This is a genomic window from Pseudomonas agarici, assembly GCF_900109755.1.
Classification (GTDB): domain Bacteria; phylum Pseudomonadota; class Gammaproteobacteria; order Pseudomonadales; family Pseudomonadaceae; genus Aquipseudomonas; species Aquipseudomonas agarici.
In genome coordinates this window covers 124,053-148,464 of the sequence record NZ_FOAR01000014.1, presented here as the reverse complement: position 1 = coordinate 148,464, position 24,412 = coordinate 124,053, and the positions used below count along the sequence as shown (strand labels likewise).

26 protein-coding genes are annotated in these 24,412 nt (G+C 59.7%); 13 read left to right on the top strand and 13 right to left on the bottom strand.

The window, feature by feature from the left end; genetic code table 11:
* Positions 1 to 334: IS66 family transposase (locus tag BMX68_RS14795; protein WP_143063295.1), on the top strand; the 334-nt coding region annotated here is incomplete at its 5' end.
* Here the strand turns inward: BMX68_RS14795 and tnpB are convergent.
* From tnpB to BMX68_RS14775, 4 genes are read right to left on the bottom strand one after another with little or no spacing between them, the layout of a single operon-like run.
* Complete coding sequence (gene tnpB, locus BMX68_RS14790; RefSeq protein WP_017132786.1) at positions 331 to 681, bottom strand: IS66 family insertion sequence element accessory protein TnpB; 351 nt, start codon at positions 679 to 681, stop codon at positions 331 to 333. The two genes, BMX68_RS14795 and tnpB, sit on opposite strands and share 4 nt — an antisense overlap.
* A complete protein-coding gene (gene tnpA, locus BMX68_RS14785; RefSeq protein WP_039792696.1) occupies positions 678 to 1,001 on the bottom strand; it encodes an IS66-like element accessory protein TnpA in 324 nt (107 codons plus the stop codon). Before tnpA ends, tnpB begins: the two co-directional genes overlap by 4 nt.
* Positions 1,002 to 1,020: 19 nt before the next feature.
* On the bottom strand, positions 1,021 to 1,935 hold the full coding sequence (locus BMX68_RS14780) for a HipA domain-containing protein (protein WP_248672846.1): 915 nt from the start codon (positions 1,933 to 1,935) through the stop codon (positions 1,021 to 1,023).
* On the bottom strand, positions 1,935 to 2,279 hold the full coding sequence (locus tag BMX68_RS14775) for a helix-turn-helix domain-containing protein (RefSeq protein WP_017132787.1): 345 nt from the start codon (positions 2,277 to 2,279) through the stop codon (positions 1,935 to 1,937). The genes BMX68_RS14780 and BMX68_RS14775 overlap by 1 nt, the downstream gene beginning before the upstream one ends.
* Positions 2,280 to 2,727: 448 nt before the next feature.
* Here BMX68_RS14775 and BMX68_RS14770 point away from each other — a divergent pair, with 448 nt between their 5' ends.
* From BMX68_RS14770 to BMX68_RS14760, 3 genes are all read left to right on the top strand, one after another.
* Positions 2,728 to 3,459, top strand: a complete 732-nt coding sequence (locus BMX68_RS14770) for a GntR family transcriptional regulator (protein WP_017132788.1) — start codon at positions 2,728 to 2,730, stop codon at positions 3,457 to 3,459.
* Between the two features lie 202 nt (positions 3,460 to 3,661).
* On the top strand, positions 3,662 to 4,945 hold the full coding sequence (locus BMX68_RS14765) for an MFS transporter (RefSeq protein ID WP_017132789.1): 1,284 nt from the start codon (positions 3,662 to 3,664) through the stop codon (positions 4,943 to 4,945).
* A gap of 117 nt (positions 4,946 to 5,062) precedes the next feature.
* Positions 5,063 to 5,902: an amidohydrolase family protein gene (locus tag BMX68_RS14760; protein WP_017132790.1), complete on the top strand. Its 840-nt coding sequence runs from the start codon at positions 5,063 to 5,065 to the stop codon at positions 5,900 to 5,902.
* 77 nt (positions 5,903 to 5,979) lie between these two features.
* On the opposite strand, the gene trmA is transcribed toward BMX68_RS14760, so the two are convergent.
* Both trmA and BMX68_RS14750 read right to left on the bottom strand, forming a co-directional pair.
* Positions 5,980 to 7,059, bottom strand: coding sequence for a tRNA (uridine(54)-C5)-methyltransferase TrmA (trmA, locus tag BMX68_RS14755; RefSeq protein WP_017132791.1), 1,080 nt, complete (start codon positions 7,057 to 7,059; stop codon positions 5,980 to 5,982).
* Positions 7,056 to 8,351, bottom strand: coding sequence for an NCS2 family permease (locus tag BMX68_RS14750; protein ID WP_017132792.1), 1,296 nt, complete (start codon positions 8,349 to 8,351; stop codon positions 7,056 to 7,058). Before BMX68_RS14750 ends, trmA begins: the two co-directional genes overlap by 4 nt.
* Positions 8,352 to 8,585: 234 nt before the next feature.
* Between BMX68_RS14750 and BMX68_RS14745 the strand changes: the two genes are divergently transcribed.
* A complete protein-coding gene (locus BMX68_RS14745; RefSeq protein ID WP_017132793.1) occupies positions 8,586 to 9,029 on the top strand; it encodes a DUF4879 domain-containing protein in 444 nt (147 codons plus the stop codon).
* Here the strand turns inward: BMX68_RS14745 and BMX68_RS14740 are convergent.
* Positions 9,022 to 10,269 carry an MFS transporter gene (locus BMX68_RS14740; protein WP_017132794.1) on the bottom strand — a complete coding sequence of 416 codons (1,248 nt, stop codon included), beginning with the start codon at positions 10,267 to 10,269 and terminating at the stop codon, positions 9,022 to 9,024. The two genes, BMX68_RS14745 and BMX68_RS14740, sit on opposite strands and share 8 nt — an antisense overlap.
* Before the next feature lie 353 nt (positions 10,270 to 10,622).
* Between BMX68_RS14740 and BMX68_RS14735 the strand changes: the two genes are divergently transcribed.
* The 3 genes from BMX68_RS14735 to BMX68_RS14725 are packed head-to-tail and all read left to right on the top strand — an operon-like array spanning position 10,623 to position 13,293.
* Positions 10,623 to 12,062 (top strand): cytochrome ubiquinol oxidase subunit I, encoded by a 1,440-nt coding sequence (locus BMX68_RS14735; protein WP_074862322.1) that lies wholly within the window; start codon positions 10,623 to 10,625, stop codon positions 12,060 to 12,062.
* Positions 12,063 to 12,065: 3 nt separating this feature from the next.
* Positions 12,066 to 13,073 (top strand): cytochrome d ubiquinol oxidase subunit II, encoded by a 1,008-nt coding sequence (gene cydB, locus BMX68_RS14730; RefSeq protein WP_017132796.1) that lies wholly within the window; start codon positions 12,066 to 12,068, stop codon positions 13,071 to 13,073.
* A 52-nt stretch (positions 13,074 to 13,125) separates the two neighbouring features.
* Positions 13,126 to 13,293, top strand: a complete 168-nt coding sequence (locus BMX68_RS14725; RefSeq protein ID WP_017132797.1) for a DUF2474 domain-containing protein — start codon at positions 13,126 to 13,128, stop codon at positions 13,291 to 13,293.
* Positions 13,294 to 13,311: 18 nt separating this feature from the next.
* Here BMX68_RS14725 and BMX68_RS14720 read toward each other — a convergent pair whose 3' ends face one another.
* Together BMX68_RS14720 and BMX68_RS14715 are read right to left on the bottom strand one after the other, a co-directional pair.
* Positions 13,312 to 14,436, bottom strand: a complete 1,125-nt coding sequence (locus BMX68_RS14720) for a methyltransferase (protein ID WP_017132798.1) — start codon at positions 14,434 to 14,436, stop codon at positions 13,312 to 13,314.
* A gap of 165 nt (positions 14,437 to 14,601) precedes the next feature.
* Positions 14,602 to 15,315: an autoinducer binding domain-containing protein gene (locus BMX68_RS14715; protein ID WP_017132799.1), complete on the bottom strand. Its 714-nt coding sequence runs from the start codon at positions 15,313 to 15,315 to the stop codon at positions 14,602 to 14,604.
* A 392-nt stretch (positions 15,316 to 15,707) separates the two neighbouring features.
* On the opposite strand from BMX68_RS14715, the gene BMX68_RS14710 reads away from it, so the two are divergent.
* Positions 15,708 to 16,484 carry a ferredoxin--NADP reductase gene (locus tag BMX68_RS14710; RefSeq protein ID WP_074862320.1) on the top strand — a complete coding sequence of 259 codons (777 nt, stop codon included), beginning with the start codon at positions 15,708 to 15,710 and terminating at the stop codon, positions 16,482 to 16,484.
* A 43-nt stretch (positions 16,485 to 16,527) separates the two neighbouring features.
* Here BMX68_RS14710 and mscL read toward each other — a convergent pair whose 3' ends face one another.
* The gene (mscL, locus tag BMX68_RS14705; RefSeq protein WP_017132801.1) at positions 16,528 to 16,941 is read right to left on the bottom strand and encodes a large-conductance mechanosensitive channel protein MscL; all 414 of its coding nucleotides are present in this window, start codon (positions 16,939 to 16,941) and stop codon (positions 16,528 to 16,530) included.
* A gap of 221 nt (positions 16,942 to 17,162) precedes the next feature.
* On the opposite strand from mscL, the gene radA reads away from it, so the two are divergent.
* Complete coding sequence (radA, locus tag BMX68_RS14700) at positions 17,163 to 18,530, top strand: DNA repair protein RadA (protein ID WP_060783810.1); 1,368 nt, start codon at positions 17,163 to 17,165, stop codon at positions 18,528 to 18,530.
* A 36-nt stretch (positions 18,531 to 18,566) separates the two neighbouring features.
* On the opposite strand, the gene BMX68_RS14695 is transcribed toward radA, so the two are convergent.
* Positions 18,567 to 18,935: a PilZ domain-containing protein gene (locus tag BMX68_RS14695; protein WP_017132804.1), complete on the bottom strand. Its 369-nt coding sequence runs from the start codon at positions 18,933 to 18,935 to the stop codon at positions 18,567 to 18,569.
* A gap of 230 nt (positions 18,936 to 19,165) precedes the next feature.
* Here BMX68_RS14695 and BMX68_RS14690 point away from each other — a divergent pair, with 230 nt between their 5' ends.
* The 3 genes from BMX68_RS14690 (at position 19,166) to yjiA (ending at position 22,529) form a co-directional block, all read left to right on the top strand.
* Positions 19,166 to 21,232: a carbon starvation CstA family protein gene (locus BMX68_RS14690; RefSeq protein WP_017132805.1), complete on the top strand. Its 2,067-nt coding sequence runs from the start codon at positions 19,166 to 19,168 to the stop codon at positions 21,230 to 21,232.
* A 15-nt stretch (positions 21,233 to 21,247) separates the two neighbouring features.
* On the top strand, positions 21,248 to 21,445 hold the full coding sequence (locus BMX68_RS14685; RefSeq protein WP_017132806.1) for a YbdD/YjiX family protein: 198 nt from the start codon (positions 21,248 to 21,250) through the stop codon (positions 21,443 to 21,445).
* A 97-nt stretch (positions 21,446 to 21,542) separates the two neighbouring features.
* Complete coding sequence (yjiA, locus tag BMX68_RS14680; protein WP_167375441.1) at positions 21,543 to 22,529, top strand: GTPase; 987 nt, start codon at positions 21,543 to 21,545, stop codon at positions 22,527 to 22,529.
* Positions 22,530 to 22,599: 70 nt separating this feature from the next.
* Here yjiA and BMX68_RS14675 read toward each other — a convergent pair whose 3' ends face one another.
* Positions 22,600 to 22,839, bottom strand: a complete 240-nt coding sequence (locus BMX68_RS14675) for a hypothetical protein (protein ID WP_074862317.1) — start codon at positions 22,837 to 22,839, stop codon at positions 22,600 to 22,602.
* Between the two features lie 226 nt (positions 22,840 to 23,065).
* Positions 23,066 to 24,319 (bottom strand): serine hydroxymethyltransferase, encoded by a 1,254-nt coding sequence (glyA, locus tag BMX68_RS14670; protein WP_017132809.1) that lies wholly within the window; start codon positions 24,317 to 24,319, stop codon positions 23,066 to 23,068.
* Between the last annotated feature and the right edge of the window lie 93 nt (positions 24,320 to 24,412).

Sequence of the window (24,412 nt, the reverse complement as noted above, 5' to 3'; positions counted from 1 at the left end):
TGTGCTCGAAGGCTCAGCCATCAGCAAAGCACTCGATTACAGCCTGAAACGCTGGGCAGCGCTGTCGCGCTACCTCGATGACGGGGCTGTACCCATTGATAATAATTGGGCGGAGAACCAGATCCGGCCTTGGGCGTTGGGGCGCAAAAACTGGCTCTTCGCAGGTTCGCTGCGCAGCGGCAAACGGGCTGCCGCGATTATGAGTTTGATCCAGTCTGCGTGGCTCAATGGCCATGATCCGTACGCGTATCTAAAAGATGTCCTCACGCGCCTGCCGACGCAGCGGGTGAGTGAAATCGATCAGTTGCTGCCGCATAGGTGGCAGCCGGTCTAATCACGCAAGGCGTGATGCCCGGACGCATACCCGCCAGCGCCAACACGCTGCCAAGGTAGGCCGAGCACCAAGGCCTGAAGTTGTTCGGTATCGAGCTGCATTTCGCGGCCTTGTCGAATGCCTGGCCAGTGAAACTTGCCTTGGTTCAAGCGACGTGCAGCCAGCCAAACGCCGATCCCATCATGTACCAGCACTTTTATCCGAGTCGCGCGGCGATTGGCAAACAGATAGGCGCAGTGCGGCTTTGCCGCCCCGAACGCCGCGATCACCTTAGCCAGCGCCGTTTCAGTGCCGGCACGCCTGTCCATGGGCTCGGTGGCGAGCCAGATGGCGTCGATGCGGATCACCGCAACAGGTCTCGAAGGAAAGCGGCGCAGGCAGCAGCGCTATCGGTTGGCCAATTCACTTTGACGGTGGCGCGTGGGTGCAGAATTTCAACACTGATATTCGATGAAGATACGTGCGCCGTTGTTTGCATAGGCAATTGGATGAATGCAGGTTGAAGCGCTGTGTTTTTCTGCGCTTGCACTCGAATCCATTTGTGGACGAGGTTTGCGTTGAGGCTATGGCTGAGGGCGACGCTGGCAATCGAAGCGCCGGGCTGGACACACTCTTGAATGACCTGGGCCTTGAAGGATTTGGAATAGGAACGGCGTGTTGGCTGCATGACATACCCGCTTAAAAGGCTAGAACTGGCGTCCACTTAATTTAAGTGCACACCATGTCCTGGCGTTGCGGGGTTGGGTAGATGACTTGGCCGGACGCATACCCTGGTGGGGAACACCGCGACGGCGCATCTCGTCGGCCACACCCGCGTAACGCCAGTCATGCCGGGTCATCCATTCGGCGTCGAGCAAGGTGAGCGCACTGAGCATGGGGATGCGACTGCCGCCTTCGGCCAGCGGTGTCCGATCAAACCGTTCCACCAATAGTGTGGACGGGGTTTGCGCGTGCAGGGCAGTCCGGGCGACCTTCAGGCCCTTGGAGGCGGCAAAGGTCATGCACGCATACTCGACAGCGGGTAGGTCGTACTGGTCAAAGCGGTCGCGAGGTTTGGCCAGGATCAACATGCCGTGATCCTGCAAGGTGCGCTTCGGGCGAGCGCCGCCCAGTGACGAGCGCTGCTGGCGCAGGTTCAATATCGAGACCGACTCCTGATCCAGTTGGCTGTCGTAGACCGCTTCGCAGGCCTCGACGAATTTCGCCAGGCCTCTTAATGTAGGTACAGGCTCGGAGCCCAGACCTGGAGCGGGGGAGGCGGATCGTCCCACCATCAGGTTGCCAATGCGGTCGTTGTTCGGTGATTTGAGCAGGAAATCGAGGGTGGTTAGTCCCTGGCCGTGGACGCGGTGAAGCAGGCGTTCCCCCCCAGCCGTCCGGCATGGCATCGTTGATGAAGCCCGGAATACCGCGATTCTTGGCGATGCCGGTATAGGCTTCAACACGCAGCGGATAGTTGATGGGGTCGGGACCCAGCCCTTGCTGGCCACGTAGTCGGGGGCATACAGGAACTCGCCGACCTTGCCCTGGAGAGGCAGTCGACCGAGGGTGATGACTGCGCCTGTCTGCGGGTGCTCCATGTAGAGATAGGCACGGGACATCAGAAATCTTCCGTCTTGGGTTTGGACAGGCGAACACGTTTGGAGGACAGGCTTGTATGGCTGTCCTGGTCAGTGGTGTACCTGGTGATTTGCGAGGTGTTTTCAATACCTTCCAGTGAATCGAAAATCCTTTCGTTGATGCCCAGGCGCCAGAGCACCAGCATAAAGGACCTGAGGTCTACCTGCTCCGAGCCATTCTCGATCTTGCGCAACGTATGCTCGGAAATCCCCAGGCTGGATTTGAAGTCTGACTGGCGCAGACCGAGATCCAGGCGCCTGGCTTTTACCAGAAGCCCGATTTTACTGAGGGTATCGCTACAGCCAACTGGAAAAAAATCCTTCATAACACTTACCAGAATAAGCCTTATAGTTGATAAGGTTCACTGTAACACGCCTTATGTGATAGATATTTTATTATAAAGCTCAATATCAAGAGCTTTATATAGGATAAGGCTCAAAATTATGCGCCTTATAAAGTTTGACGTTGCACATCAGGTGCCACGCGACTGCACAGCTCGAACGCCTTTATCGCGAGGAGTACCGCCATAGTGCCCTGGGTTATCTCTATCGGACGGTGTATGGCAGCAGAATATTTCCGATAGCTCGGTGGTTCGAGGTAGCTCCATTGCAAAGCGCCGAATCCCACTCGGTCTGTTGGCTCCTGGATCGCTTCCAGGCTCCATGAAGAACGATCAGGGGCGGTGACGCCTTTTATCTTTGTGTACTTGACGCTTTTTCATACAAGGAGAATACTGAGTGTGAATTCATATAGATGACTGGATGACTATAAAAATGAGCACACTTTCCAGCGACGAACGTCTTCCGCTCTATCAACGCCTGCGCGACGAGCTGGCTCGGCAAATTGCCAACAACCGCTGGCGCCCAGGCGAAGCGATTCCCACCGAAGCGGTGCTGGCCGGCGAATACCAGTTGTCCATCGGCACCGTGCGCAAGGCCATCGACAAGTTGGTGGAGGAGCGCATCCTTGACCGTCAGCAGGGCCGGGGCACTTTTATCCGTCGTCCGCAGTTCCAGTCTTCGCTGTTCCGCTTTTTTCGCTTCAAGAGCCTGGCCGGTGAACGGCAAGTGCCGCAAAGCCGGATTCTCACCATCGATTCCCTGGCCGCGCCCTCCGCTGTCAGCCAGGCACTGGGGCTGGCGCCCGAGGCCGAGGTGATTCGCCTGGTCCGGCTGCGGTTGCTGGAAGGCATGCCGGTGTTGGCCGAGGAAATCTGGCTGCCGAAGACACCGTTCCAAGCCTTGTTGAGCGTCGATTTGGACCGCCAGGGGCCGCTGCTTTATCCGATCTACGAAGAGTTGTGCGGCCAGGTCGTTGCCTGTGCCGAAGAAACCCTCACCGCCGAATCCGTGGGCGAGGTGCCGGCGCGACTGCTGCAGATCGAGCCTGGCAGCCCGGTGGTAGTGATCGAACGACTGGCTCGCGACTACGCTGGCCGACCGTTGGAGTGGCGGCGTTCGCGTGGCCATGCCAGCCACTTCCGCTACAGCGTTGAAATCCGCTGACCCTGGTGGCCTGTGTGGCGAGTGCTGTGAGTCAGTTTCGGCGTCATAAGCCCCTGACCCGCATTGCTGTTCCTCGCCATAGCCGGCTATGACTCGTCACAGCGCCTGGGTCATGAAGGTACGGCATCCGAACTTTAGCTAACGAACTAATCACACAGGCCACCAGACCGGCTCCGTGTTCACTTATAAAGGATAAAAAATCATGTTCAGTTGGTATCGCGACATCACTTCACGGGAGCGCAAGACATTCTGGGCGTGCTTTGGCGGTTGGTCCCTGGATGCCCTGGAAGTACAAATGTTCGGCCTGGCTATTCCGGCGCTGATCGCCGCCTTCGCCCTGAGCAAGGGCGATGCCGGGTTGGTTAGCGGCGTAACCCTGATCACCTCGGCCATCGGCGGCTGGCTCGGCGGCACGCTGTCCGATCGCTACGGGCGGGTGCGCACCCTGCAATGGATGATCCTCTGGTTCTCGCTGTTCACCTTCCTTTCGGCCTTTGTCACCGATTTCAACCAGTTGCTGGTGGTCAAGGCGCTACAGGGCGTCGGCATCGGCGGCGAGTGGGCGGCGGGCGCGGTGCTGATGGCGGAGACCATCCAGGCTCGCTATCGAGGCAAGGTCATGGGCGCGGTCCAGAGTGCCTGGGCGATCGGTTGGGGCGTGGCGGTCGGCGCCTTTACCCTGATCTACACCTTCGTACCCGAGGTCATGGCCTGGCGCGTGATGTTCGTGGTGGGCCTGTTGCCGGCGCTGCTGGTGGTTTATGTGCGACGCAGTGTGGTCGAGCCTGACAGCACGCAACGCCAAGCCAAAGCCGAAGGGCGCGGCCTGCTGGCTTCGATGGCGGGGATCTTTCGTCCCGAGTTGTTGCGGGTCACGCTGTTGGGCGGTATTCTCGGCCTGGGGGCTCACGGCGGTTATCACGCGGTGATGACCTGGTTGCCGACCTTCCTTAAGACCGAACGCCATCTCTCGGTACTCAGCTCCGGCGGCTACCTGGCGGTGATTATCGTCGCGTTCTGGTTCGGCTGCGTCGTCAGCGGCCTGCTGCTGGATCGTATCGGTCGGCGCAAGAACATCATTCTCTTTGCCTTCTGTTGCGTGATCACGGTGCAGTGCTATCTGTTCCTGCCGCTGAGCAATACGCAGATGTTGTTCCTCGGTTTCCCCTTGGGTTTCTTCGCCGCCGGGATTCCGGCCAGCCTCGGTTCCTTCTTCAATGAGTTGTACCCGGCGGATGTACGCGGTGCCGGCGTGGGCTTCTGCTACAACTTCGGTCGGGTGCTGTCGGCAGTATTCCCCTTCATGGTCGGGCATATGAGCGAATCGATGTCCCTCGGTTCGGCCATCGGTATCGATGCCGGGGTCGCCTATGGTGTCGCGGTGCTGGCCGCGTTGGCATTACCGGAAACCAAAGGTATTAACCTGCTGGGAGCTGCGTCGGATGCGTTATCCGCCAAGAGCGGCAATGCTCATCAGCTATCTTGAAAGCGCTACAAAAGCTGTAGAAGTCGCCGCTCGATAGCCGGCAATAACGTCCAGCCACCGAGCGTCGATTGGCCCTTTCTATAGGGATTGTGTTCAACCTTTCCATCGATGAGTTCCATGTCCGAGATTTGCTCAATACCGATTAGCGGCATCGACGCCCATGCGCATGTTTTCGAGCGTGGCCTGGGGCTGGCGACCGTGCGTCGTTATGCACCGGAGTATGATGCTCCCCTGGCCGATTACTTGGCGCGCTTGCAGGAAAACGGCCTGAGTCACGGCGTGCTGGTGCAACCGAGTTTTCTCGGCACCGACAATGGCTATCTGTTGGCGGCGTTGAAGCAGATGCCTGCGCGGTTACGCGGTGTGGTGGTGGTCGAGCGCGACATTGCCTTTGCGGAACTGGCGCGGATGGCCGAGCTCGGTGTAGTGGGGGTGCGCCTGAACCTGATGGGGCAAGCGCTGCCGGACTTTGCCGAGGCATCGTGGCAGGTGTTCTTCCAGCACCTGCGCCGCTTGGACTGGCATGTCGAACTGCATCGTCAATTGGAGGACCTGCCGGGGTTGCTCCAGCCATTGCTAGAGCAGGGTTGTCGAGTGGTGGTGGATCATTTCGGTCGTCCCGATTCGCGACTCGGGGTCGAACAGTCAGCCTTTGCCCGTCTGCTGAAGCTGGGGGGAAGCGGGCAGCTGTGGATCAAGGTCTCGGCTATCTATCGGCTCGGTGGTACGCCCATGGAAAACCAGCATTTCGCCGAAAAGGCCTTGTCGTTGATGTTGCAGGGATTGGGACCGGATCGCTTGCTATGGGGCAGTGACTGGCCCCATACCCAGCATGAACAACAAGTGGATTTCGGTTCCGAATTCGGGCGTCTGCGCCGTCTGGCTGGCGCCGCACCGTTGCGCCAGCATCTACTGTGCAACACAGCGGCGCAGTTGTTCGGGTTTGTGAAGGGCTGACGCGCAATAGCTGGTACACCGCGCGGTCCCCTTGGCGGCAAGTCCGCGTCCATGCGAACTCACCAGCGGTGTGGGCGTCAGCGACGAGTCAGCAAGACGCCGGATTCCATATGATGGGTCCAGGGGAATTGATCGAATAGCGCGCAGCGCTCGATGCGGTGGCTATCGTGCAGTTGCGCGATATTCGCCGCCAGGGTCTCGGGGTTGCAGGAGATGTACAGGATGTTGTCGAAGCGCCGAGTCAGCTCGCAGGTGTCCGGGTCCATGCCCGCACGCGGTGGGTCGACGAACACACTGGCGAACGCGTAGCTTTTCAGGTCGATGCCCTGCAGGCGGCGAAACGGTCGGACCTCATTCAATGCCTCGGTCAGCTCCTCGGCGGACAGGCGCACCAGGGTAACGGTGTCCACGGCGTTTTCGTCGAGGTTGCTTAGAGCGGCATTGACCGAGGTCTTGCTGATCTCGGTGGCCAGCACCTTGCGCACCCGGGTCGCCAGCGGCAGGGTAAAGTTGCCGTTGCCGCAATACAGCTCCAGCAGATCGTCGGAGCGTTCGCCCAACGCCTCATAGGCCCAGTTGAGCATCTTCTGATTCACCGTGCCGTTGGGCTGGGTAAAGGCACCTTCCGGTTGCCGGTAACTGAAGGTGCGACCGGCAACATCGAACGTTTCCACCACATAGTCACGGCCGATCACCACACGCTTGCCTTTGGAACGGCCGATGATGCTCACGCCCAGCTCAGCGGCCAGTTGCTCGGCGGCGGTTTGCCAGTGCTCGTCCAGCGGGCGGTGATAGCACAAGGTGATCAGCGCATCGCCTGCCAGGGTGGTCAGGAATTCCACCTGGAACAGCTTGTGGCTCAGGGGGGCGCTGGCTTGCCAGGCGGCTTTGAGCTGGGGCATCAGTTGATTGATGCGCGGGCTGGCGATGGGGAAGTCTTCGATCAGGATCGGCGTGCGCTTGTCGTCCTGGGAAAACATGGCGTAATGGCGCCCGCCCGCTTCGCGCCACAGGCGGAATTCTGCCCGCAGGCGAAAGTGCTGCCGCGGCGAGTCGAACACTTGCGGCTCGGGGGCATCGAACGGCGCCAGCAGGTCGCGCAGGCGCGCCACCTTGTCGTTGAGCTGAGCGGCGTAGGTCGAGGAATCAAAAGTCATGCGTTGAACCAACCCAACTTGATCACAAACAGAATCGACAGAATCACCAGCGCCGGGTTCAGCTCGCGTGCGCGGCCAGACAGCAGCTTGATCGCGGTCCAGGCAATGAAGCCGAAAGCGATGCCGTTGGCGATGGAGTAGGTGAACGGCATGGCCAGGGCGGTGATGACCACCGGAGCCGCCTCAGTCACGTCATCCCAGTTGATTTCGGCCAGGCCCGAAGCCATCAGCACGGCCACGAACAGCAGCGCCGGCGCGGTGGCGAAGGCCGGGACACTGCCGGCCAGTGGCGCGAAGAATAACGCCAGGAGAAACAGTACGGCGACCACGATGGCGGTCAGGCCGGTGCGGCCGCCGGCACTGACGCCCGCTGCCGATTCGATGTAGCTGGTGGTGGTCGAGGTACCTAGCAGCGAACCGGCCATGGCGGCGGTGCTGTCGGCGATCAGCGCACGCCCCATTTTCGGCATGTGCCCGTCCTTGCCCATCAATCCGGCGCGCTTGGCGACGCCGATCAAGGTGCCTGAGTTGTCGAACAGATCGACGAACAGGAAGGCGAAGATCACGCTGACCAGGCCGATATCCAGGGCACCCTTGATGTCCAGTTGGAGGAAGGTCGGTGCCAGCGACGGCGGGGCCGAGATGATGCCACCGAACGGACTGAAACCCATCAGGATCGAGACGATGGTTACTCCCAGGATGCCGATCAGTACCGCGCCACGGACTTTCAGGGCCTCCAGGGCGACGATGGCGGCAAAGCCCAAGGTGGCGAGGATCGGTGCCGGTTGTTTGAGGTCGCCGAGACCGACCATGGTCGCCGGGTTACCGATCACGATACCGGCGTTGTGCAGGGCGATCAGCGCCAGGAACAGACCGATACCGGCGGCAATTGCCGAGCGCAGCGGCAGCGGGATGCTGTTGATGATCCATTCGCGGATACGGAAAATCGACAGGAGAAAGAAGCAGACCGCCGAAATGAATACGGCCCCTAGCGCCACTTGCCAGGTATGCCCCATGTGCAGAACCACGGTGTAGGTGAAGAAGGCATTGAGGCCCATACCCGGTGCGAGAGCGATCGGGTAGTTGGCGATCAGGCCCATCACCGCCGAGCCGATGGCGGCTGCCAGGCAAGTGGCAACGAAGACCGCGCCCTTGTCCATGCCGGTTTCGCCGAGAATGCTCGGATTGACGAACAGAATGTAGGCCATGGCTAGGAAGGTCGTGACGCCCGCGAGAATCTCGGTGCGCACGTTGGTATTGTGTGCCTTGAGTTGAAACAGCCTTTCCAGCATCTCTGCTCCCCAATGGCGCCTTCGACGCCTCGAATGAATGGGTCCCAACAGCAAAGCACAGACTCTGGTGGCCTGGTGAAATTCGCCTGTGGGAAAAACCGCGCATCATACCAGTCGGCGGCAGGAATGGGACGGAGTGATGATGCTATTGCGTCAGCACCCTGCATGAGCTACTGCCAACGCCGTGCCTGAGGCATACTCGTCGACAGACGAGGGCGCTTTATGAAGCCAATCATGAAACAACGGATTAATCGCCTAGCTCGGTGTACCGGTGTACTGCTGCTGTCGGTCGGCATCCCGGCCTATGCGGCACCGGCGGCGCCATTAAAAGGGGTCGCCATCTATACGGTGGCGTCTTCGGCGGCGGTCGAGGATGTTTCCGACGGCCGCAGACGCACGCAAATTGCTCATCGCGGGCCGAATATCACCGTCACGGTGGTCGAGCTAGGCTATGGGCGTGCGGCGGGAGCGACGTTCAACGGTGCCCCGCTCAATTACAGCCAACGCAATGCCTTGTGTAAGTTCAACAAACCGTTCGCGCCCTGCAACGGCGGGGCGGTGGTCGGATACAGCTATATCTACGACCTGCAGGACCAGCAGCAGGGTACCTTCAGCTTCAGTGACCGGTCGCTGACGATGCCGGTGCGGACGATGACGGCGACCATCGAGATCAACTAGCGACGGGCGCGGTTTCATACTTTTGGACGTGCATGCGGTCGCGGTTGGCCAGGGTCGGGAACAGCTTCATCCAAGTCCCGGTAATCACCAGGGTACCGACCCCGCCGAGAACCACCGCCGGCACGGTACCGAACCAATGGGCGGTCAGCCCGGACTCGAACTCGCCCAGTTGGTTGGATGCGCCGATGAACAGGCCGTTCACCGCGCTGACCCGGCCGCGCATTTCATCCGGGGTTTCCAGTTGCACGAAGGAGGCTCGGATCACCATGCTGATCATGTCCGCCGCGCCCAGCACCATCAGCACCGCCAGGGAAAACCAGAATGAGGTCGATAGGCCGAAGGCGATGGTGGCGACGCCGAATACCCCGACGGCGGTGAACATGATGCGCCCGACCTTGCGCTCCACGGGGAACCGCGCCAGCCACAGCGACATCAGCAACGCCCCGACTGCCGGTGCCGAACGTAGTAGGCCCAGGCCCCAGGCGCCGGTCAACAGGATGTCTTTGGCGAACACGGGCAACAGTGCCGTCGCACCGCCCAGCAGCACCGCGAACAAGTCCAGGGAAATGGCCCCGAGAATGTCCGGGCGGCTGCGAATGAAGCGAATCCCCGCCAACAGGGAGTCCCGGGTGGCCTTGGTCTTGTTCAGCGGTGTCTGGCGTGTCGGCAGGTTGAGCATCAGCAGGCAGGCAATGGCGTACAAGGCGACGGTCGGGCCGTAGACCCAGACACTGCCAAAGGCATACAGCAGGCCACCGATGGCCGGCGCGACAATGGTCGCCAGTTGCTGTGCCGACTGTGCGGCCGCCACTGCGCGGGGGAACAGCGCCGCCGGCACAATGGACGGCAGCAGTGCCTGGGTGGTGGGCATCTCAAAGGAGCGCGCGGCCCCGAGCAGAAAGGCCAGGATAAAGATCATTTCCCGGGTCACGTGGTTCGTCGCGCTGCCGATTGCCAGGCTCAGGGCGATCAAGGCCTGCAAGGTCTGGCACAGCGCCGCGACCTTGCGCCGGTCATAACGATCCGCGACATGGCCGGTATGCAACATGAACAGCACCCGTGGGGCGAACTCCACCAACCCGACCAACCCCAGGTCGAGTACGTTGCCGGTCAATTGATAGAGATTCCAACCAATGGCTACGGTAAGCATCTGAAAGCCGCTGGCGGTAAAGATCCGAGCCAGCCAGAAAGCGAGGAAAGGGCGGTGATGGCGCAGCAGCAACGGTGTCTCGGTGGGCATTGGGGTGACTCACCTGGGTAGGGGTAAGGCAGATTATCATTCCCATGTAACAAAAAGTTGCTGAGCGACCGGTGTTTTTCTCCGCCTATTGTTTTTTGCGGATCGCATGACGCTGCACCTGAGGCAACCTGTCACGCGGCAAAAGACCACATAACCCGGTCGTCGGAATGAGACTACTCTTTCAACGTTGATTGATCTCAGTCAATTCCCTTTACGGCACTGATCTTGATCCGACTCCCTGCGTCGCGATGGTTTAAAAGAACGAATTCCAATTCGCCACACTCCATATCCGTGGGGGCAGTGGATGCAGGCCTCCAGGTCGGCAGCCAGTATCACCTGAGAGAGGAAGACTTATGTTCGGTTTGGAGGCGCTTGATCTCGCCCGAATCCAGTTCGCGTTCACCATTTCATTCCATATCCTGTTCCCGGCCATCACCATTGGCCTGGCGAGCTACCTGGCGGTGCTCGAAGGGCTGTGGCTGAAGACGCGTAACGATACGTACCGCGATCTGTATCATTTTTGGTCGAAGATCTTTGCCGTCAACTTCGGCATGGGAGTGGTTTCCGGCTTGGTCATGGCCTACCAGTTCGGGACCAACTGGAGTCGCTTCTCCGACTTCGCCGGTGCAGTCACCGGACCCTTGCTGACTTATGAGGTGCTGACGGCGTTCTTCCTCGAAGCCGGCTTCCTCGGCGTCATGCTGTTTGGCTGGAACAAGGTTGGCCGCGGCCTGCACTTCTTCTCCACCGTGATGGTGGCGATCGGCACCCTGATCTCGACCTTCTGGATCCTGTCGTCCAACAGTTGGATGCAGACGCCCCAAGGTTATGAAATCATCGATGGTCGAGTGATTCCGGTGGATTGGCTGGCGGTGGTGTTCAACCCATCCTTCCCTTACCGCCTGATGCATATGGCCACGGCCGCGTTTGTCGCGACAGCGTTCTTCGTCGGCTCCTCGGCGGCCTGGCACCTGCTGCGTGGCCGGGACAACCCGGCAATTCGCACCATGCTGTCGATGGCCATGTGGATGGCGCTGATCGTGGCGCCGATCCAGGCGGTGATCGGCGACTTCCATGGCCTTAATACCCTCAAGCACCAGCCGGCAAAAATTGCCGCCATCGAAGGTCACTGGGAGAATGTCGGCAACCAACCGACCCCGTTGATTCTCTTCGGCTGGCCGGACATGCAGGCTGAGAAAACCCGCTTCGCCGTGGAGATTCCCTATCTGGGCAGCCTGATTCTGACCCATTCGCTGGACAAACAGGTGCCGGCACTTAAGGAGTTCCCGCCAGAAGACCGGCCGAACTCGACCATTGTGTTCTGGTCGTTCCGGATCATGGTCGGCCTCGGTTTCCTGATGATCTTCACCGGTCTGTGGAGCTTGTGGTTGCGCAAGCGTGACCGCCTTTACGAAAACCGCCTCTTCCTGCACCTGGCTATGTGGATGGGCCCCTCGGGTCTGATCGCGATCCTGGCGGGCTGGTTCACCACGGAAATCGGCCGCCAACCCTGGGTGGTCTACGGCTTGATGCGCACGGCAGATGCTTCCTCCGGGCATAGCTTTGTGCAGATGAGTATCACACTCGCCTTGTTTGTCGTGGTGTATTTCTCACTGTTCGGCGTGGGTCTGGGTTACATGATGCGCCTGGTCCGTAAGGGGCCGAAGATCAACGAAGGCGCCGAGCCGAGCCACGGCGGTCCCGGCCAGCGACGCACACCGGCCCGTCCGCTTTCTGCTGCCGATGAAGGCAGTGAAAACGATCATGGCGACCACCTGAACAAGGGGAACTGAATCATGGGTATTGATCTTGCGCTGATCTGGGCCGTGATCATCATCTTCGGCATCATGATGTATGTGGTTATGGATGGCTTCGATCTGGGGATTGGCATTCTCTTTCCCTTTATCAAGGGCGATCGCGACCGTGACGTGATGATGAACACCGTGGCACCGGTCTGGGACGGTAACGAGACCTGGCTGGTACTCGGTGGCGCGGCGCTGTTCGGCGCCTTCCCGCTGGCGTATTCGGTGGTGCTATCGGCGTTGTACCTGCCGCTGATATTCATGCTGATCGGGCTGATCTTTCGCGGCGTGGCCTTCGAGTTCCGCTTCAAGGCCAAGGACGACAAGCGGCACATTTGGGACAAGGCCTTCATTGGCGGTTCACTGGCGGCAACCTTCTTCCAGGGCGTGGCCCTGGGGGCTTTTATCGACGGGATTACGGTGGTCGACCGGCAGTTCGCCGGCGGTTCACTGGACTGGCTGACGCCGTTTACCCTGTTCTGCGGCGTGGCGCTGGTGGTGGCCTATGCATTGCTCGGCTGTACCTGGCTGATCATGAAGACCGAAGGTAAGTTGCAGGAGCAGATGCATGATCTGGCACGGCCGTTGGCGTTCGTTTTGCTGGCGGTGATCGGTATCGTCAGTATCTGGACGCCATTGGCACATGCCGAGATCGCGGCGCGCTGGTTCACGCTGCCGAACCTGTTCTGGTTCCTGCCGGTGCCGATCCTGGTGCTTGTCACCTTGTATGGCCTGATTCGCGCGGTGGCGCGCAATGCCCATTACACTCCGTTCCTGCTGACTCTGGTGTTGATTTTCCTCGGCTACAGCGGCCTCGGTATCAGCCTGTGGCCGAATATCGTGCCGCCGTCGATCTCGATCTGGGATGCCGCCGCACCGCCACAAAGCCAAGGCTTCATGCTGGTGGGAACGCTGTTCATCATCCCGTTCATCCTGGGCTACACCTTCTGGAGCTACTACGTGTTCCGCGGCAAAGTGACCCACGAGGACGGTTATCACTAGTGGCGATGGCGTCCTTCGGGGCGCCGTTTTTCTGAGGCCGAGGGCGCCCGATATGACAGGTAAACATTCGTTGCACGACATCCAACAGGCCGAGAAGAAGCCGCTCTGGCAGCGCCTGGGCTGGCTGGCGATGATCTGGACCGGCAGTGTGCTGGCGTTGTTCGTGGTCGCCAGCCTGATGCGTCTGTTCATGAACGCGGCGGGGCTGACGACCCACTAAGCCGATAGCTCAGCGCCCTTACTTGCGGGCCTTGAGGATGACGAATTTGGGCGTCGCAGCCACTTGCTCGACGCCCCGGAACAGGCAGGCCAGCCTGCTGTGATAGCCCAGGTGGCGATTGCCGACGATATACAGTGCGCCACCGACCACCAGCGCTTCACGGGCTTGGCGGAACATCCGCCAGGCGAGGAAGTCGCCGACGACTTGCTGCTGGTGGAAGGGTGGGTTGCACAGCACCACATCCAGTGACTGCGCAGCCTGACCGGCCAGACCGTCATCGGCGCGGAGAGTCACGTCCCGTTCACCGAGTATCGCCTGCCAGTTTTCCCGCGCCGACTGCACGGCCATGAATGACTCGTCCACCAGGGTGTAGTGGGCTTGCGGGTTCTGCAGTGCGCTGGCGATGGCCAGCACACCGTTGCCACAGCCAAGATCGGCGACCCGGGCATTGCCCAGGTTGGTGGGCAAATGGGGAAGGAAGGCGCGGGTGCCGATATCCAGTCCTTCGCGGCAGAAAACGTTGGCATGGTTGAGCAGCTCGACCGCGGGTTGTTCGAGGGTGTAGCGCGTCGGGTAGGGTGAGGCGAACGTGGCCTTGGCTTCGGGGGTCGCGATCAACAACCGCGCTTTCTTCAGTGCCAATGAGGCTTGTACCGGGCCGATATAACGCTCCAGCAGGTCCCCTGCGGCCCTGGGCAAATGCTTGACCATGGCCCCGGCCACGACCTGCGCGCCCGGCGCCAGTTGGCCTTGCAGGCGAATCAGTTGTTCTTCCAGTAAGGCCAGGGTCTTGGGCACCCGGATCAGCACCCGGTCGAACGGGCCAGCCAGGTTCCCGCTGGCCGGCACATAGCGAACGGCATCGAAGGCCTTGCCATTGCGCACCAGGTTTTTTTCCAGGCCTAGCGCCGCCAGGAACGAATCGCCGCTGCTGGTGAGTTGAACATGGCCCTCCAGGCTGGCGGCCAGCGCACCGAAACTGTCATTGAGCACCAGCACTCGGGCATCGCGCGGGACAGCTTGCCCGGCCAGATGATCGAGCAGGTATTGATCGGCGGCGTCGAACGCTTGCAGCGGTTCGTTCTGCTGTTCGGGTTGGCGGATCAGATCGAGCTGGGCGAACGGGCTTTCTAGCAGGGGCATGAAGTACAGGCTCTGGAGGGCAGTTTGCGGCTGTGTTGAACGGGCGCTTGGGGTAAGCATGGCTGGCGGTGATATCGCCAGCGAGCAATTTTACGTGGGTTTGGAGGATATTGCCCGTGTGGGCGTTAATGGCAGGTCCTTCTGCCGGATGAGAGATCGTGTCAATCAGTACAGCAGTCCCGACTTGGCTGCGCGTAATACCGCCGATGCCTTATTGCTCACCCCCAGTTTTCTCATGATCGTGCTCATGTGAAAGCCTACGGTGCGTGCCGTCAGGTTGAGGATATTGGCGATCTCGGCAGCGGTCTTGCCTTCCGCGGTCCACTTCAGAATCTCGGTTTCCCGAGGTGAAAGCGGATGGTAGCTTTGCGGCTGACAAGAGCTGATCAGCTTTTCCGCCATGTACGAATGCAACCAATTGCATAGCCACAGGATATGACCCGTCTTCGAGTAAAACTCTCTGGACGTGATGGGCTCGTAGGTCCTGGCCAGGCTCAAGATGCTGACGATGCCGCGAACATCGTGTACCGACTGCGACCACCCATGGTTGAGACCATGAGCCTGCATGTCGCGCCAGAATGCCGGTGCATTTCTGAAGGTTTCCGGCACCCAGAGTATGGGAAACACTGAGCTGTGACAGTGAGCTATCAGTGGATCAATCGCGATGTAGTTGCTGCGCTGATAACACGAATTCCATTCAGCTGGATAGTTGTTGAAAGATGAGCTATTCGGTTGGACGCCTCCTAATAAGGTGCTGACCCTGAATGATACGTAGCTAAAGTGTATTTGCCCTGCCAGATTGAAAACTGCATTGAAGACTGCCTGTTCTTCTTTTTCACTCATGAGCTGGTGCAGTTGAGTATCCTGCCAGTTCTCCATTGAGGTTCCCTTCCCTGACGCTTGATGCGGTTCTCTTGAACCGAAGGTGCCAGAACTAGTGTAGGAAAATTCCTGGTTTCGGTGTGAATTTTTTATATGCTAATGATATTTTTATTGTCTTTAAAGGTAGGGTGTTATCGCGTCAGGTGTCGTTTGGTGAGTTAAACGATAGATGTCATTTTGATATATTTTGTATTTTAAACGGTGTAATTTGTTTTGTGAAAAAGTGTGAATTTAAGTTTTATGTTTATAAGTTTTTGTTTTTTCAGGGCGCTGTACTTTGTTTGTAGGGTTGTACATGTTTTAAGGTAAAACTTATATCACTACAAAACATCGGTGTTTCTCGGGTCGGCTTTGCGAGACACTGGACTCCATTTTCGATGGAGCGCACCATGACCGCAAGCGCAGAAAAATTTACCCGACAGACCCTGCTTGATGTCCGCCCACTGACCTCCAGCTTGTTTACCCTGCGTACCACGCGGGATGTCGGGTTTCGTTTTCGTGCCGGACAATTTGCTCGGCTAGGTGTGACCAAGGCAGATGGCAGCGTGGTGTGGCGGGCGTACTCGATGGTGTCCTCGCCCCATGACGAGTTTCTCGAGTTTTTTTCCATCGTCGTGCCGAGCGGTGAGTTCACCAGTGAGTTGAGTCGCCTGCAAGTGGGCGATTCAGTGCTGATCGAGCGCCAGGCCGTGGGTTATCTGACCCTTGATCGATTCGTCGACGGGCGTGATCTTTGGCTGCTGGCCACGGGTACCGGCGTGGCGCCGTTTCTTTCGATCCTACAGGACTTCGAGGTTTGGGAGCGATTCGAGCGGATCCTGCTGGTCTACAGTGTTCGCCATGAGCGCGAACTGGCGTATCGAGAGCTAATCGCCGGTCTGGGCGAGCGTGACTACCTGGCCGAGCACACTCACAAGCTGTACTTTATCCCTTGCGTCACCCGCGAGGAGGTGTCCGGGGTATTGCCAGGACGGATTCCCCAATTGATCGACAACGGTGAACTGGAGCGCGCGGCCAGGGTGGCCCTGGACGCCGAACACTCGCGGGTGATGATCTGCGGCAACCCGCAGATGATCGACGATGTTCGCCAGGTGCTGAAGCAGCGAGGTATGCAATTGAGCCTGAGCCGTCGTCCTGGCCAGGTTGCGGTTGAAAACTACTGGTAGAAAAACGACGCCTCGCGGGCGCCGTTTAGTTACAAGCTGTGATTCAAGGCCTGTTGTTTTGGGCCTTGAGCAGATCGCGGATCTCTTCCAGCAACTTTTGCTCCTCAGTCGGTACCGGTGGAAGGCTCGGGGCCACGGCTTCCTCGCGTTTCAGGCGATTGATCGCCTTGACGCCCATGAAGATGGCCAGCGCCACGATGATGAAGTCGATGCAGGTCTGGATAAACTTGCCATAGGCCAGGACTACCGCAGGCACGTTACCGTCAGCGGCCTTCAAGGTGATCGCCAGGGCACTGAAGTCCACTCCACCAATGAGTAAGCCGATCGGCGGCATTACCACGTCGCCGACAAACGACGACACGATCTTGCCGAAGGCCGCACCGATGATGATGCCGACGGCCATGTCTACCACATTGCCTTTGACTGCAAAGGCCTTGAACTCACTTAACACGCCCATTGGTTACTCCTTGTTACAGATGAGTTGAGTGGGCGCAGTGTAATTCAGCCGCGAGTATCTTGCTCGATACTCAGGTTGCCCGCGCCCGCCTTAATCGACCCACTGTGCGGCGATAAGTTTGCAAAGTGCCATCCATCCTTGACGTGCAAGGCCGTGATGACAGTCATATAACCAATCGTTCCTGGCTGAGCTATCATCGCGGTTTTTCCATGGGGGTTGAGATGGCCAAGGCCAAGCGCATGTACGGCTGTACCGAGTGCGGCGCGACCTTTCCCAAGTGGGCGGGCCAGTGCGGCGAATGTGGTGCCTGGAATACCCTGAGCGAAACCCTGGTGGAAAGCGGTGGCGCGGCGGCGCCCAGCGGCCGCACCGGTTGGGCCGGGCAGCAGGCGCAGATCAAGACGTTGGCGCAGGTCAGCGTCGAGGAGATGCCACGTTTCTCCACCGCCTCCGGTGAACTGGATCGCGTGCTCGGCGGCGGCCTGGTGGAGGGCTCAGTGGTGTTGATCGGTGGCGATCCCGGCATCGGCAAGTCGACCATCCTCTTGCAGACCCTGTGCAACCTCGCTACGCGCATGCCGGCGCTGTACGTCACCGGCGAAGAGTCGCAGCAACAGGTGGCGATGCGCGCGCGTCGCTTGGGGCTGCCCCAGGATCAACTACGGGTGATGACCGAAACCTGTATCGAAACCATCATCGCTACCGCTCGGGTGGAAAAACCTAAAGTCATGGTGATCGACTCGATCCAGACGATTTTCACCGAGCAACTGCAATCGGCACCGGGCGGAGTGTCCCAGGTGCGCGAAAGTGCGGCCTTGCTGGTGCGTTACGCCAAGCAGAGCGGCACGGCGATCTTCCTGGTCGGGCACGTGACCAAGGAGGGCGCCCTGGCGGGGCCGCGCGTACTCGAACATATGGTCGATACCGTGCTGTACTTCGAAGGTGAGTCCGACGGTCGCCTGCGTCTGCTGCGGGCGGTAAAAAATCGTTTCGGCGCAGTGAACGAGTTGGGAGTATTCGGCATGACCGACCGGGGACTGAAGGAGGTCTCCAATCCGTCGGCGATTTTTCTCACCCGAGCCCAGGAGGAAGTGCCTGGCAGTGTGGTCATGGCCACCTGGGAAGGTACCCGGCCAATGTTGGTGGAGGTCCAGGCCCTGGTCGACGACAGCCATATGGCCAACCCTCGGCGAGTGACCCTCGGGCTGGACCAGAATCGCCTGGCGATGCTGTTGGCGGTGCTGCACCGCCATGGTGGTATTCCTACCCATGACCAGGATGTATTTCTCAACGTCGTCGGTGGCGTGAAAGTGTTGGAGACCGCCTCCGACCTGGCGCTGATGGCGGCGGTGATGTCCAGCTTGCGCAATCGACCGCTGCCCCATGATTTGCTGGTGTTCGGCGAGGTCGGCCTGTCCGGCGAGGTGCGTCCGGTGCCCAGTGGCCAGGAGCGGCTCAAGGAAGCGGCCAAGCACGGTTTCAAGCGCGCTATCGTGCCCCAGGGCAATGCGCCGAAAGAGGCGCCGCCGGGGCTGAAAGTCATTGCCGTCACGCGCCTGGAACAGGCGTTGGATGCATTGTTCGAATAATGCAATGGAGGGCTTTGGCTGGTGCCGTCGAGTCGCTCAATCGTCGAACAGGGCGTCCAGCTCCCGCTCCATCTGCGCTTCGTCCCCCAGGTTCAACTGGATCAGGCGGCGCAGGTGTTGGATCGATTCCAGGTCGATATGCAGCCATTTGAAACCCAACTGGCCATGATCCTCATGGACCAGCTCGGCATCCATTTCGACATGGGCGTGTTCCGCCAGGCGAATGTCGACTAAGAAGACACCGCGTGTGCCGTCATGCCAGTTGCCCGGTCGGTGGACCAGCAAACCCTTGAGTGAAAGGTCCACCAGTGGTGCCGACCAGATCGTGGCCCCCTGGCCGAGGGTGGTGACGGCATCGAAGGCGATGCGCTTGAAACGGCGGCGATTGATCGGGTGGTCGGTCATGTTCTGGTCTCTGTGCCGATTCGCTGACTATAGACCGCCTGCGGACCGCCTGCCGGGCCAGGCAAGTGCCTGGGCTGACGCTGCATGGTTCTGCCAGGGTCGTGATGACAGGTTGATGTATCCGACGACAATAAAAGATCACTCTATACCAATGTCGGGTATAGCCATTGGCCGCTTTGGCGTTAAACTCAGGGTGGCTGTTTTTCTGTCCATCTGGCTGGAATAAAAAAATGAAAAATAATAGTAGCCCTTTTCGCCATGTACCCTGGTTGGTGCTGGCCATCGTGGGAGCATGCGCCTTGGGCGTGGTGGCCTTGCGCCGTGGCGAGGCGATCAACGCCTTGTGGATCGTGGTCGCCGCCGTGGCAATCTATCTGGTTGCTTATCGTTATTACAGTCTGTTCATCGCCAACAATGTCATGCAGCTCGATGGCAATCGAGCGACCCCGGCGGTGCTGAATAACGATGGTCTGGACTATGTACCGACCAACAAACACATTCTGTTCGGTCACCACTTCGCGGCGATTGCCGGTGCGGGCCCGCTCGTCGGCCCGGTGCTGGCGGCGCAGATGGGCTACCTGCCCGGCACGCTCTGGTTGATTGCCGGGGTGGTGCTGGCCGGTGCGGTCCAGGACTTCATGGTGCTGTTCCTGTCGACCCGGCGCGACGGTCGCTCGCTGGGCGAGATGGTGCGTGAGGAAATGGGTCGCATTCCTGGGGTCATTGCCTTGTTCGGCTGCTTCCTGATCATGATCATCATCCTCGCGGTGCTGGCGCTGATCGTGGTCAAGGCCCTGGCCGAGAGCCCATGGGGAATCTTCACCGTCATGGCGACCCTCCCGATCGCCATGTTCATGGGCATCTACATGCGATACATCCGGCCGGGTCGTATCGGGGAAATCTCCCTCATCGGCGTGGTCCTGCTGCTTGGCTCGATCTGGTTGGGAGGTCAGATCGCGGCGGATCCGGTCTGGGCCAAGGCCTTCAGCTTCACGGGCATTCAGATCACTTGGATGTTGATCGGCTACGGCTTCGTCGCCGCAGTGCTGCCGGTGTGGCTGATCCTGGCACCACGGGACTACCTGTCGACGTTCCTCAAGATCGGTACCATCGTCGCCCTGGCGATCGGCATCCTGATCACCATGCCCGAGCTGAAAATGCCCGCGCTGACCCAGTTCACCGACGGCACCGGGCCGGTCTGGAAAGGCGGACTGTTTCCGTTCCTGTTCATCACCATTGCCTGTGGCGCGGTGTCCGGTTTTCATGCGCTGATCTCATCCGGGACCACGCCCAAGTTGCTGGATAACGAAACCAACGCCCGCTACATCGGCTACGGCGGCATGTTAATGGAGTCCTTCGTGGCAATCATGGCGATGGTCGCCGCTTCGGTGATCGAGCCGGGCGTGTACTTCGCCATGAACAGTCCGGCGGCGATTGTCGGCGGCGATGTGGTGGCCGTGGCGCAGACCGTCAGCAGTTGGGGCTTCGCGATTACTCCGGAGGCGCTCCAGGCAGTGGCCAAGGACATCGGCGAAACCACCGTCCTGGCCCGTGCCGGTGGCGCACCGACCCTGGCGGTGGGTATCGCGCAGATCCTCCACCATGTGCTGCCGGGTGAAAACACCATGGCGTTCTGGTATCACTTTGCGATCCTGTTCGAAGCGCTGTTTATCCTGACAGCCGTCGATGCGGGCACCCGTGCCGGGCGCTTCATGTTGCAGGATCTGCTCGGTTCTTTCGTGCCGTCGCTCAAACGCACCGAGTCCTGGACCGCTAACGTGATCGCTACCGGCGGCTGCGTCGCACTCTGGGGTTACCTGCTGTACCAGGGCGTGATCGATCCGTTGGGAGGCATCAACACCTTGTGGCCGCTGTTCGGTATCTCCAATCAGATGCTGGCCGGTATCGCCTTGATGCTCGGTACCGTCGTGCTGATCAAGATGAAGCGCCAGCGCTACGTCTGGGTGACTTTGCTGCCGGCGGTCTGGTTGTTGATCTGTACCACGGCTGCGGGCTTTATCAAACTGTTCGATCCGAGCCCGGCCATCGGCTTCCTGGCGCTGGCGAAGAAATACAGTGTCGCGCTGGAGGCCGGGCAGGTGATTGCCCCGGCCAAGGACATCACGCAGATGCAGCACGTAATCTTCAACGCCTACACCAACGCGACGCTGACGGCGCTGTTCTTGTTCGTGGTCTTCAGCATTCTGTTCTACGCGCTCAAGGTCGGTGTCGCGGCCTGGGGCAACAAGGCACGCACGGACAAGGAAACACCGTTCCAGGCCCTGCCTGAAGCCTGATGGAGGAATACTGCGATGTTCAATGACCTGAGCCGCCTCGGTAAATACCTCGGTCAGGCTGCGCGCCTGATGGTCGGCATGCCCGATTACGACACCTACGTCGAGCACATGCAGGGCAAGCACCCGGATAAGCCCATCATGAGCTACGAGGTATTCTTCCGGGAGCGTCAGGAAGCCCGTTATGGCGGTAAGGGCGGACCGAAGTGTTGTTGATTCAGCGGGCGCTCTCCTGAGGGCGTACTGGGATCTTCAAGGTTGAACATCGTCACTGTGGGAGCCGGCTAACCGGGCTCCCACATTTTTTTAGCGCATGGGAGATGTTCTTTTGTCAGTCCCTATCCCCGTCACTGTCCTCAGTGGCTTTCTCGGTGCCGGCAAGACTACGTTGCTGCGCTATCTGCTCAAGGCCGAGCACGGCCTGAAAATCGCCGTGATCGAGAACGAATTCAGCGACGCCGGTATCGACACCCAGTTACTGGGCGTCGAGCCGGTGCAGGTAATGACCCTGGCCAATGGCTGCGTCTGTTGCACCATTCACACTGACTTGACCAAGGCCCTGTATCTGTTGCTCGAACGTCTGGACAGCGGTGAAATCGTCTTTGATCGGCTGGTGATCGAATGCACCGGGCTGGCCGATCCGGCGCCCGTGGCCCAGACCTTTTTTATCGACGAGGAACTACGTGAGCGCTATATCCTCGATGGCATCATCACGCTGGTGGACGCGGCCCACGCCGAGCACCACCTGAGCCAGACCATCGCCCAGGCGCAGATCGGTTTTGCCGACCGCCTGTTGGTGAGCAAACGCGATCTGGTGGACGAGGCAACCTTCAACGCGTTGAGCGAGCGCCTGACACGAATCAACCGGCGGGCACCGATCCGTATCGTCGAGCATGGCGCTATCGATCTGGCGCAACTGTTGGATGTGCGCGGCTTCAATCTCAATGCCGACCTGGGCGGCGGCTTGAGTTTGCGCCCGGTCGGCACGGCGTCCTCCATCGATCGCATTTCCAGCCTGGTGCTGCGCACCGATCGGCCGCTGGATATCGACCGGCTCAGTGAGTTCATGAACGAGCTGTTGGAAGATCATGGCAAACAGCTATTACGCTACAAGGGCGTCTTGAATATCGCCGGTGAACCGCGCCGCCTGGTGTTCCAGGGGGTACTCAAGCTCTACGGCTTTGACTGGGACACCGAATGGGAAGAGGGCGCGGCGCGGGAAAGTGTGATCGTGTTCATTGCCGACGAGTTGCCGGAGCAGAAGATCCGCGAAGGATTTGCGCGACTGACCGGCGGTTGACGGGGTAATGATCTGGGCGAGCTGGCTGTCAACGCCGCCCGAGCGAGCGTAGAGGCATTTCTTGCAGAGCCTAGAAGCAGCGAACGGTTTCGGCCTGCAGGTGCTTGCGCGCCATTTTCACCTCGGCAGCCTGCGCACTGGACGCGGAAATTCGTTCATAGATGACCTCAACGCCTTGCGGTGCCTGGGGCGATGGCGTAAGGGCCACGCAGTGGTGTTCGTTATCCGTGGTGGTATCCGCATACACGGCGGTGCACGGCAAAATGCACAATACAGCCAGTGCCGTGCCTCGGATAATGGCTTGGATCATGGTTGAAACCTCGTTGTGAATGAGTGCTCAGCATGTCCTGTGTACGTCGATAACCCTATTAGCGAAAGCTGCCAGGGGCAGAAAGGCGCTTCCGTCTTTGTGTGCGAAACCCGATGGGCATGTTGTAAAGAGCTTGGCCGGTCATTGGTTTTTGCACATACCTAAAACGCAAATGCCCCGACAAGTCGGGGCATCGATGGCCAGGTGCGCCTTCGGTGAGCGGCTATCAGGCGCCGTAGACCGGCAGCTTCTGGCAGATAGCCTTGACCTTCTCGCGAACGGCCTCGATCACCGCTTCGTTATTCAGGTCGGCCAGGATGTCGCAGATCCAGCCGGCCAGCTCGCGGCACTCGCTTTCCTTGAAGCCACGGGTGGTGACCGCCGGAGTGCCGAAGCGCAGCCCGGAGGTGACGAACGGGGAGCGTGGGTCGTTTGGCACCGAGTTCTTGTTCACGGTGATGAAGGCTTTGCCCAGCGCCGCGTCGGCGTCTTTACCGGAGATGTCCTGCTTGATCAGCGACAGCAGGAACAGGTGGTTCTTGGTGCCCCCGGAAACCACGTCGAAACCGCGTTCGATGAACACCTCGGCCATGACCTGGGCGTTCTTCACCACCTGCTCCTGGTAGGCCTTGAACTCAGGCTGCAGGGCTTCCTTGAAACAGATCGCCTTGGCGGCGATGACATGCTCCAGCGGGCCGCCCTGGGCGCCTGGGAATACTGCGGAGTTGAGTTTCTTCTCGATCTCGGCGTTGGCGCGAGCCAGGATCAGGCCACCACGTGGACCGCGCAGGGTCTTGTGGGTGGTGGTGGTGACGACATCGGCGAACGGCACCGGATTCGGGTAGACGCCAGCGGCGACCAGACCGGCCACGTGGGCCATGTCGACGAACAGATAGGCGCCGACCTTGTCAGCAATGGCGCGAAAGCGCGGGAAATCGAGGATCTGCGAGTAGGCGGAGAAACCGGCCACGATCATTTTCGGCTTGTGCTCGACCGCCAGGCGCTCGACTTCGTCGTAGTCGATCAGGCCGTTGGCGTCGATGCCGTACTGCACGGCGTTGTACAGCTTGCCGGAGGAGGAAACACTGGCGCCGTGGGTCAGGTGACCGCCATGGGCCAGGCTCATGCCCAGGATAGTGTCGCCGCCTTGCAGCAGGGCCAGGTAGACGGCGGCGTTGGCCTGGGAGCCGGCGTGTGGCTGGACGTTGGCGTAATCGGCACCGAACAGTTCCTTGGCGCGGTCGATTGCAAGCTGCTCGACCACGTCGACGTACTCGCAGCCGCCGTAGTAACGCTTGCCCGGATAGCCCTCGGCGTACTTGTTGGTCAGAACGGAGCCCTGGGCTTGCATCACTGCTGGGCTGGTGTAGTTTTCCGAGGCGATCAGCTCGATGTGCTCTTCCTGGCGCTGAGCTTCTTGCTCCATGGCGGCAAAGAGATCGGCGTCGTACTTGGCAATAGTCAAATCACGGCTGAACATGGCGGTCCTCAAGGATCGGGGCAGAAAAGGAAGGCATTCTAACCCAATGGGTTTTGTCTGGCATATGAAAGGGCATCACGTCGCGGATAAGCG

Coding starts and splice junctions, on each gene's coding strand:
- BMX68_RS14695 (WP_017132804.1), bottom strand. CDS start 18,935: ATGACCGACCACCCGATCAATCGCCGCCGTTTCAAGCGCATCGCCTTC.
- BMX68_RS14760 (WP_017132790.1), top strand. CDS start 5,063: ATGTCCGAGATTTGCTCAATACCGATTAGCGGCATCGACGCCCATGCG.
- BMX68_RS14675 (WP_074862317.1), bottom strand. CDS start 22,839: ATGATCCAAGCCATTATCCGAGGCACGGCACTGGCTGTATTGTGCATT.
- BMX68_RS14770 (WP_017132788.1), top strand. CDS start 2,728: ATGAGCACACTTTCCAGCGACGAACGTCTTCCGCTCTATCAACGCCTG.
- BMX68_RS14690 (WP_017132805.1), top strand. CDS start 19,166: ATGAAAAATAATAGTAGCCCTTTTCGCCATGTACCCTGGTTGGTGCTG.
- trmA (WP_017132791.1), bottom strand. CDS start 7,059: ATGACTTTTGATTCCTCGACCTACGCCGCTCAGCTCAACGACAAGGTG.
- radA (WP_060783810.1), top strand. CDS start 17,163: ATGGCCAAGGCCAAGCGCATGTACGGCTGTACCGAGTGCGGCGCGACC.
- BMX68_RS14735 (WP_074862322.1), top strand. CDS start 10,623: ATGTTCGGTTTGGAGGCGCTTGATCTCGCCCGAATCCAGTTCGCGTTC.
- BMX68_RS14715 (WP_017132799.1), bottom strand. CDS start 15,315: ATGGAGAACTGGCAGGATACTCAACTGCACCAGCTCATGAGTGAAAAA.
- tnpA (WP_039792696.1), bottom strand. CDS start 1,001: ATGCAGCCAACACGCCGTTCCTATTCCAAATCCTTCAAGGCCCAGGTC.
- BMX68_RS14740 (WP_017132794.1), bottom strand. CDS start 10,269: ATGCCCACCGAGACACCGTTGCTGCTGCGCCATCACCGCCCTTTCCTC.
- cydB (WP_017132796.1), top strand. CDS start 12,066: ATGGGTATTGATCTTGCGCTGATCTGGGCCGTGATCATCATCTTCGGC.
- BMX68_RS14780 (WP_248672846.1), bottom strand. CDS start 1,935: ATGTCCCGTGCCTATCTCTACATGGAGCACCCGCAGACAGGCGCAGTC.
- BMX68_RS14720 (WP_017132798.1), bottom strand. CDS start 14,436: ATGCCCCTGCTAGAAAGCCCGTTCGCCCAGCTCGATCTGATCCGCCAA.
- BMX68_RS14710 (WP_074862320.1), top strand. CDS start 15,708: ATGACCGCAAGCGCAGAAAAATTTACCCGACAGACCCTGCTTGATGTC.
- glyA (WP_017132809.1), bottom strand. CDS start 24,319: ATGTTCAGCCGTGATTTGACTATTGCCAAGTACGACGCCGATCTCTTT.
- BMX68_RS14725 (WP_017132797.1), top strand. CDS start 13,126: ATGACAGGTAAACATTCGTTGCACGACATCCAACAGGCCGAGAAGAAG.
- BMX68_RS14750 (WP_017132792.1), bottom strand. CDS start 8,351: ATGCTGGAAAGGCTGTTTCAACTCAAGGCACACAATACCAACGTGCGC.
- BMX68_RS14745 (WP_017132793.1), top strand. CDS start 8,586: ATGAAACAACGGATTAATCGCCTAGCTCGGTGTACCGGTGTACTGCTG.
- yjiA (WP_167375441.1), top strand. CDS start 21,543: ATGGGAGATGTTCTTTTGTCAGTCCCTATCCCCGTCACTGTCCTCAGT.
- BMX68_RS14685 (WP_017132806.1), top strand. CDS start 21,248: ATGTTCAATGACCTGAGCCGCCTCGGTAAATACCTCGGTCAGGCTGCG.
- mscL (WP_017132801.1), bottom strand. CDS start 16,941: ATGGGCGTGTTAAGTGAGTTCAAGGCCTTTGCAGTCAAAGGCAATGTG.
- BMX68_RS14765 (WP_017132789.1), top strand. CDS start 3,662: ATGTTCAGTTGGTATCGCGACATCACTTCACGGGAGCGCAAGACATTC.
- BMX68_RS14775 (WP_017132787.1), bottom strand. CDS start 2,279: ATGAAGGATTTTTTTCCAGTTGGCTGTAGCGATACCCTCAGTAAAATC.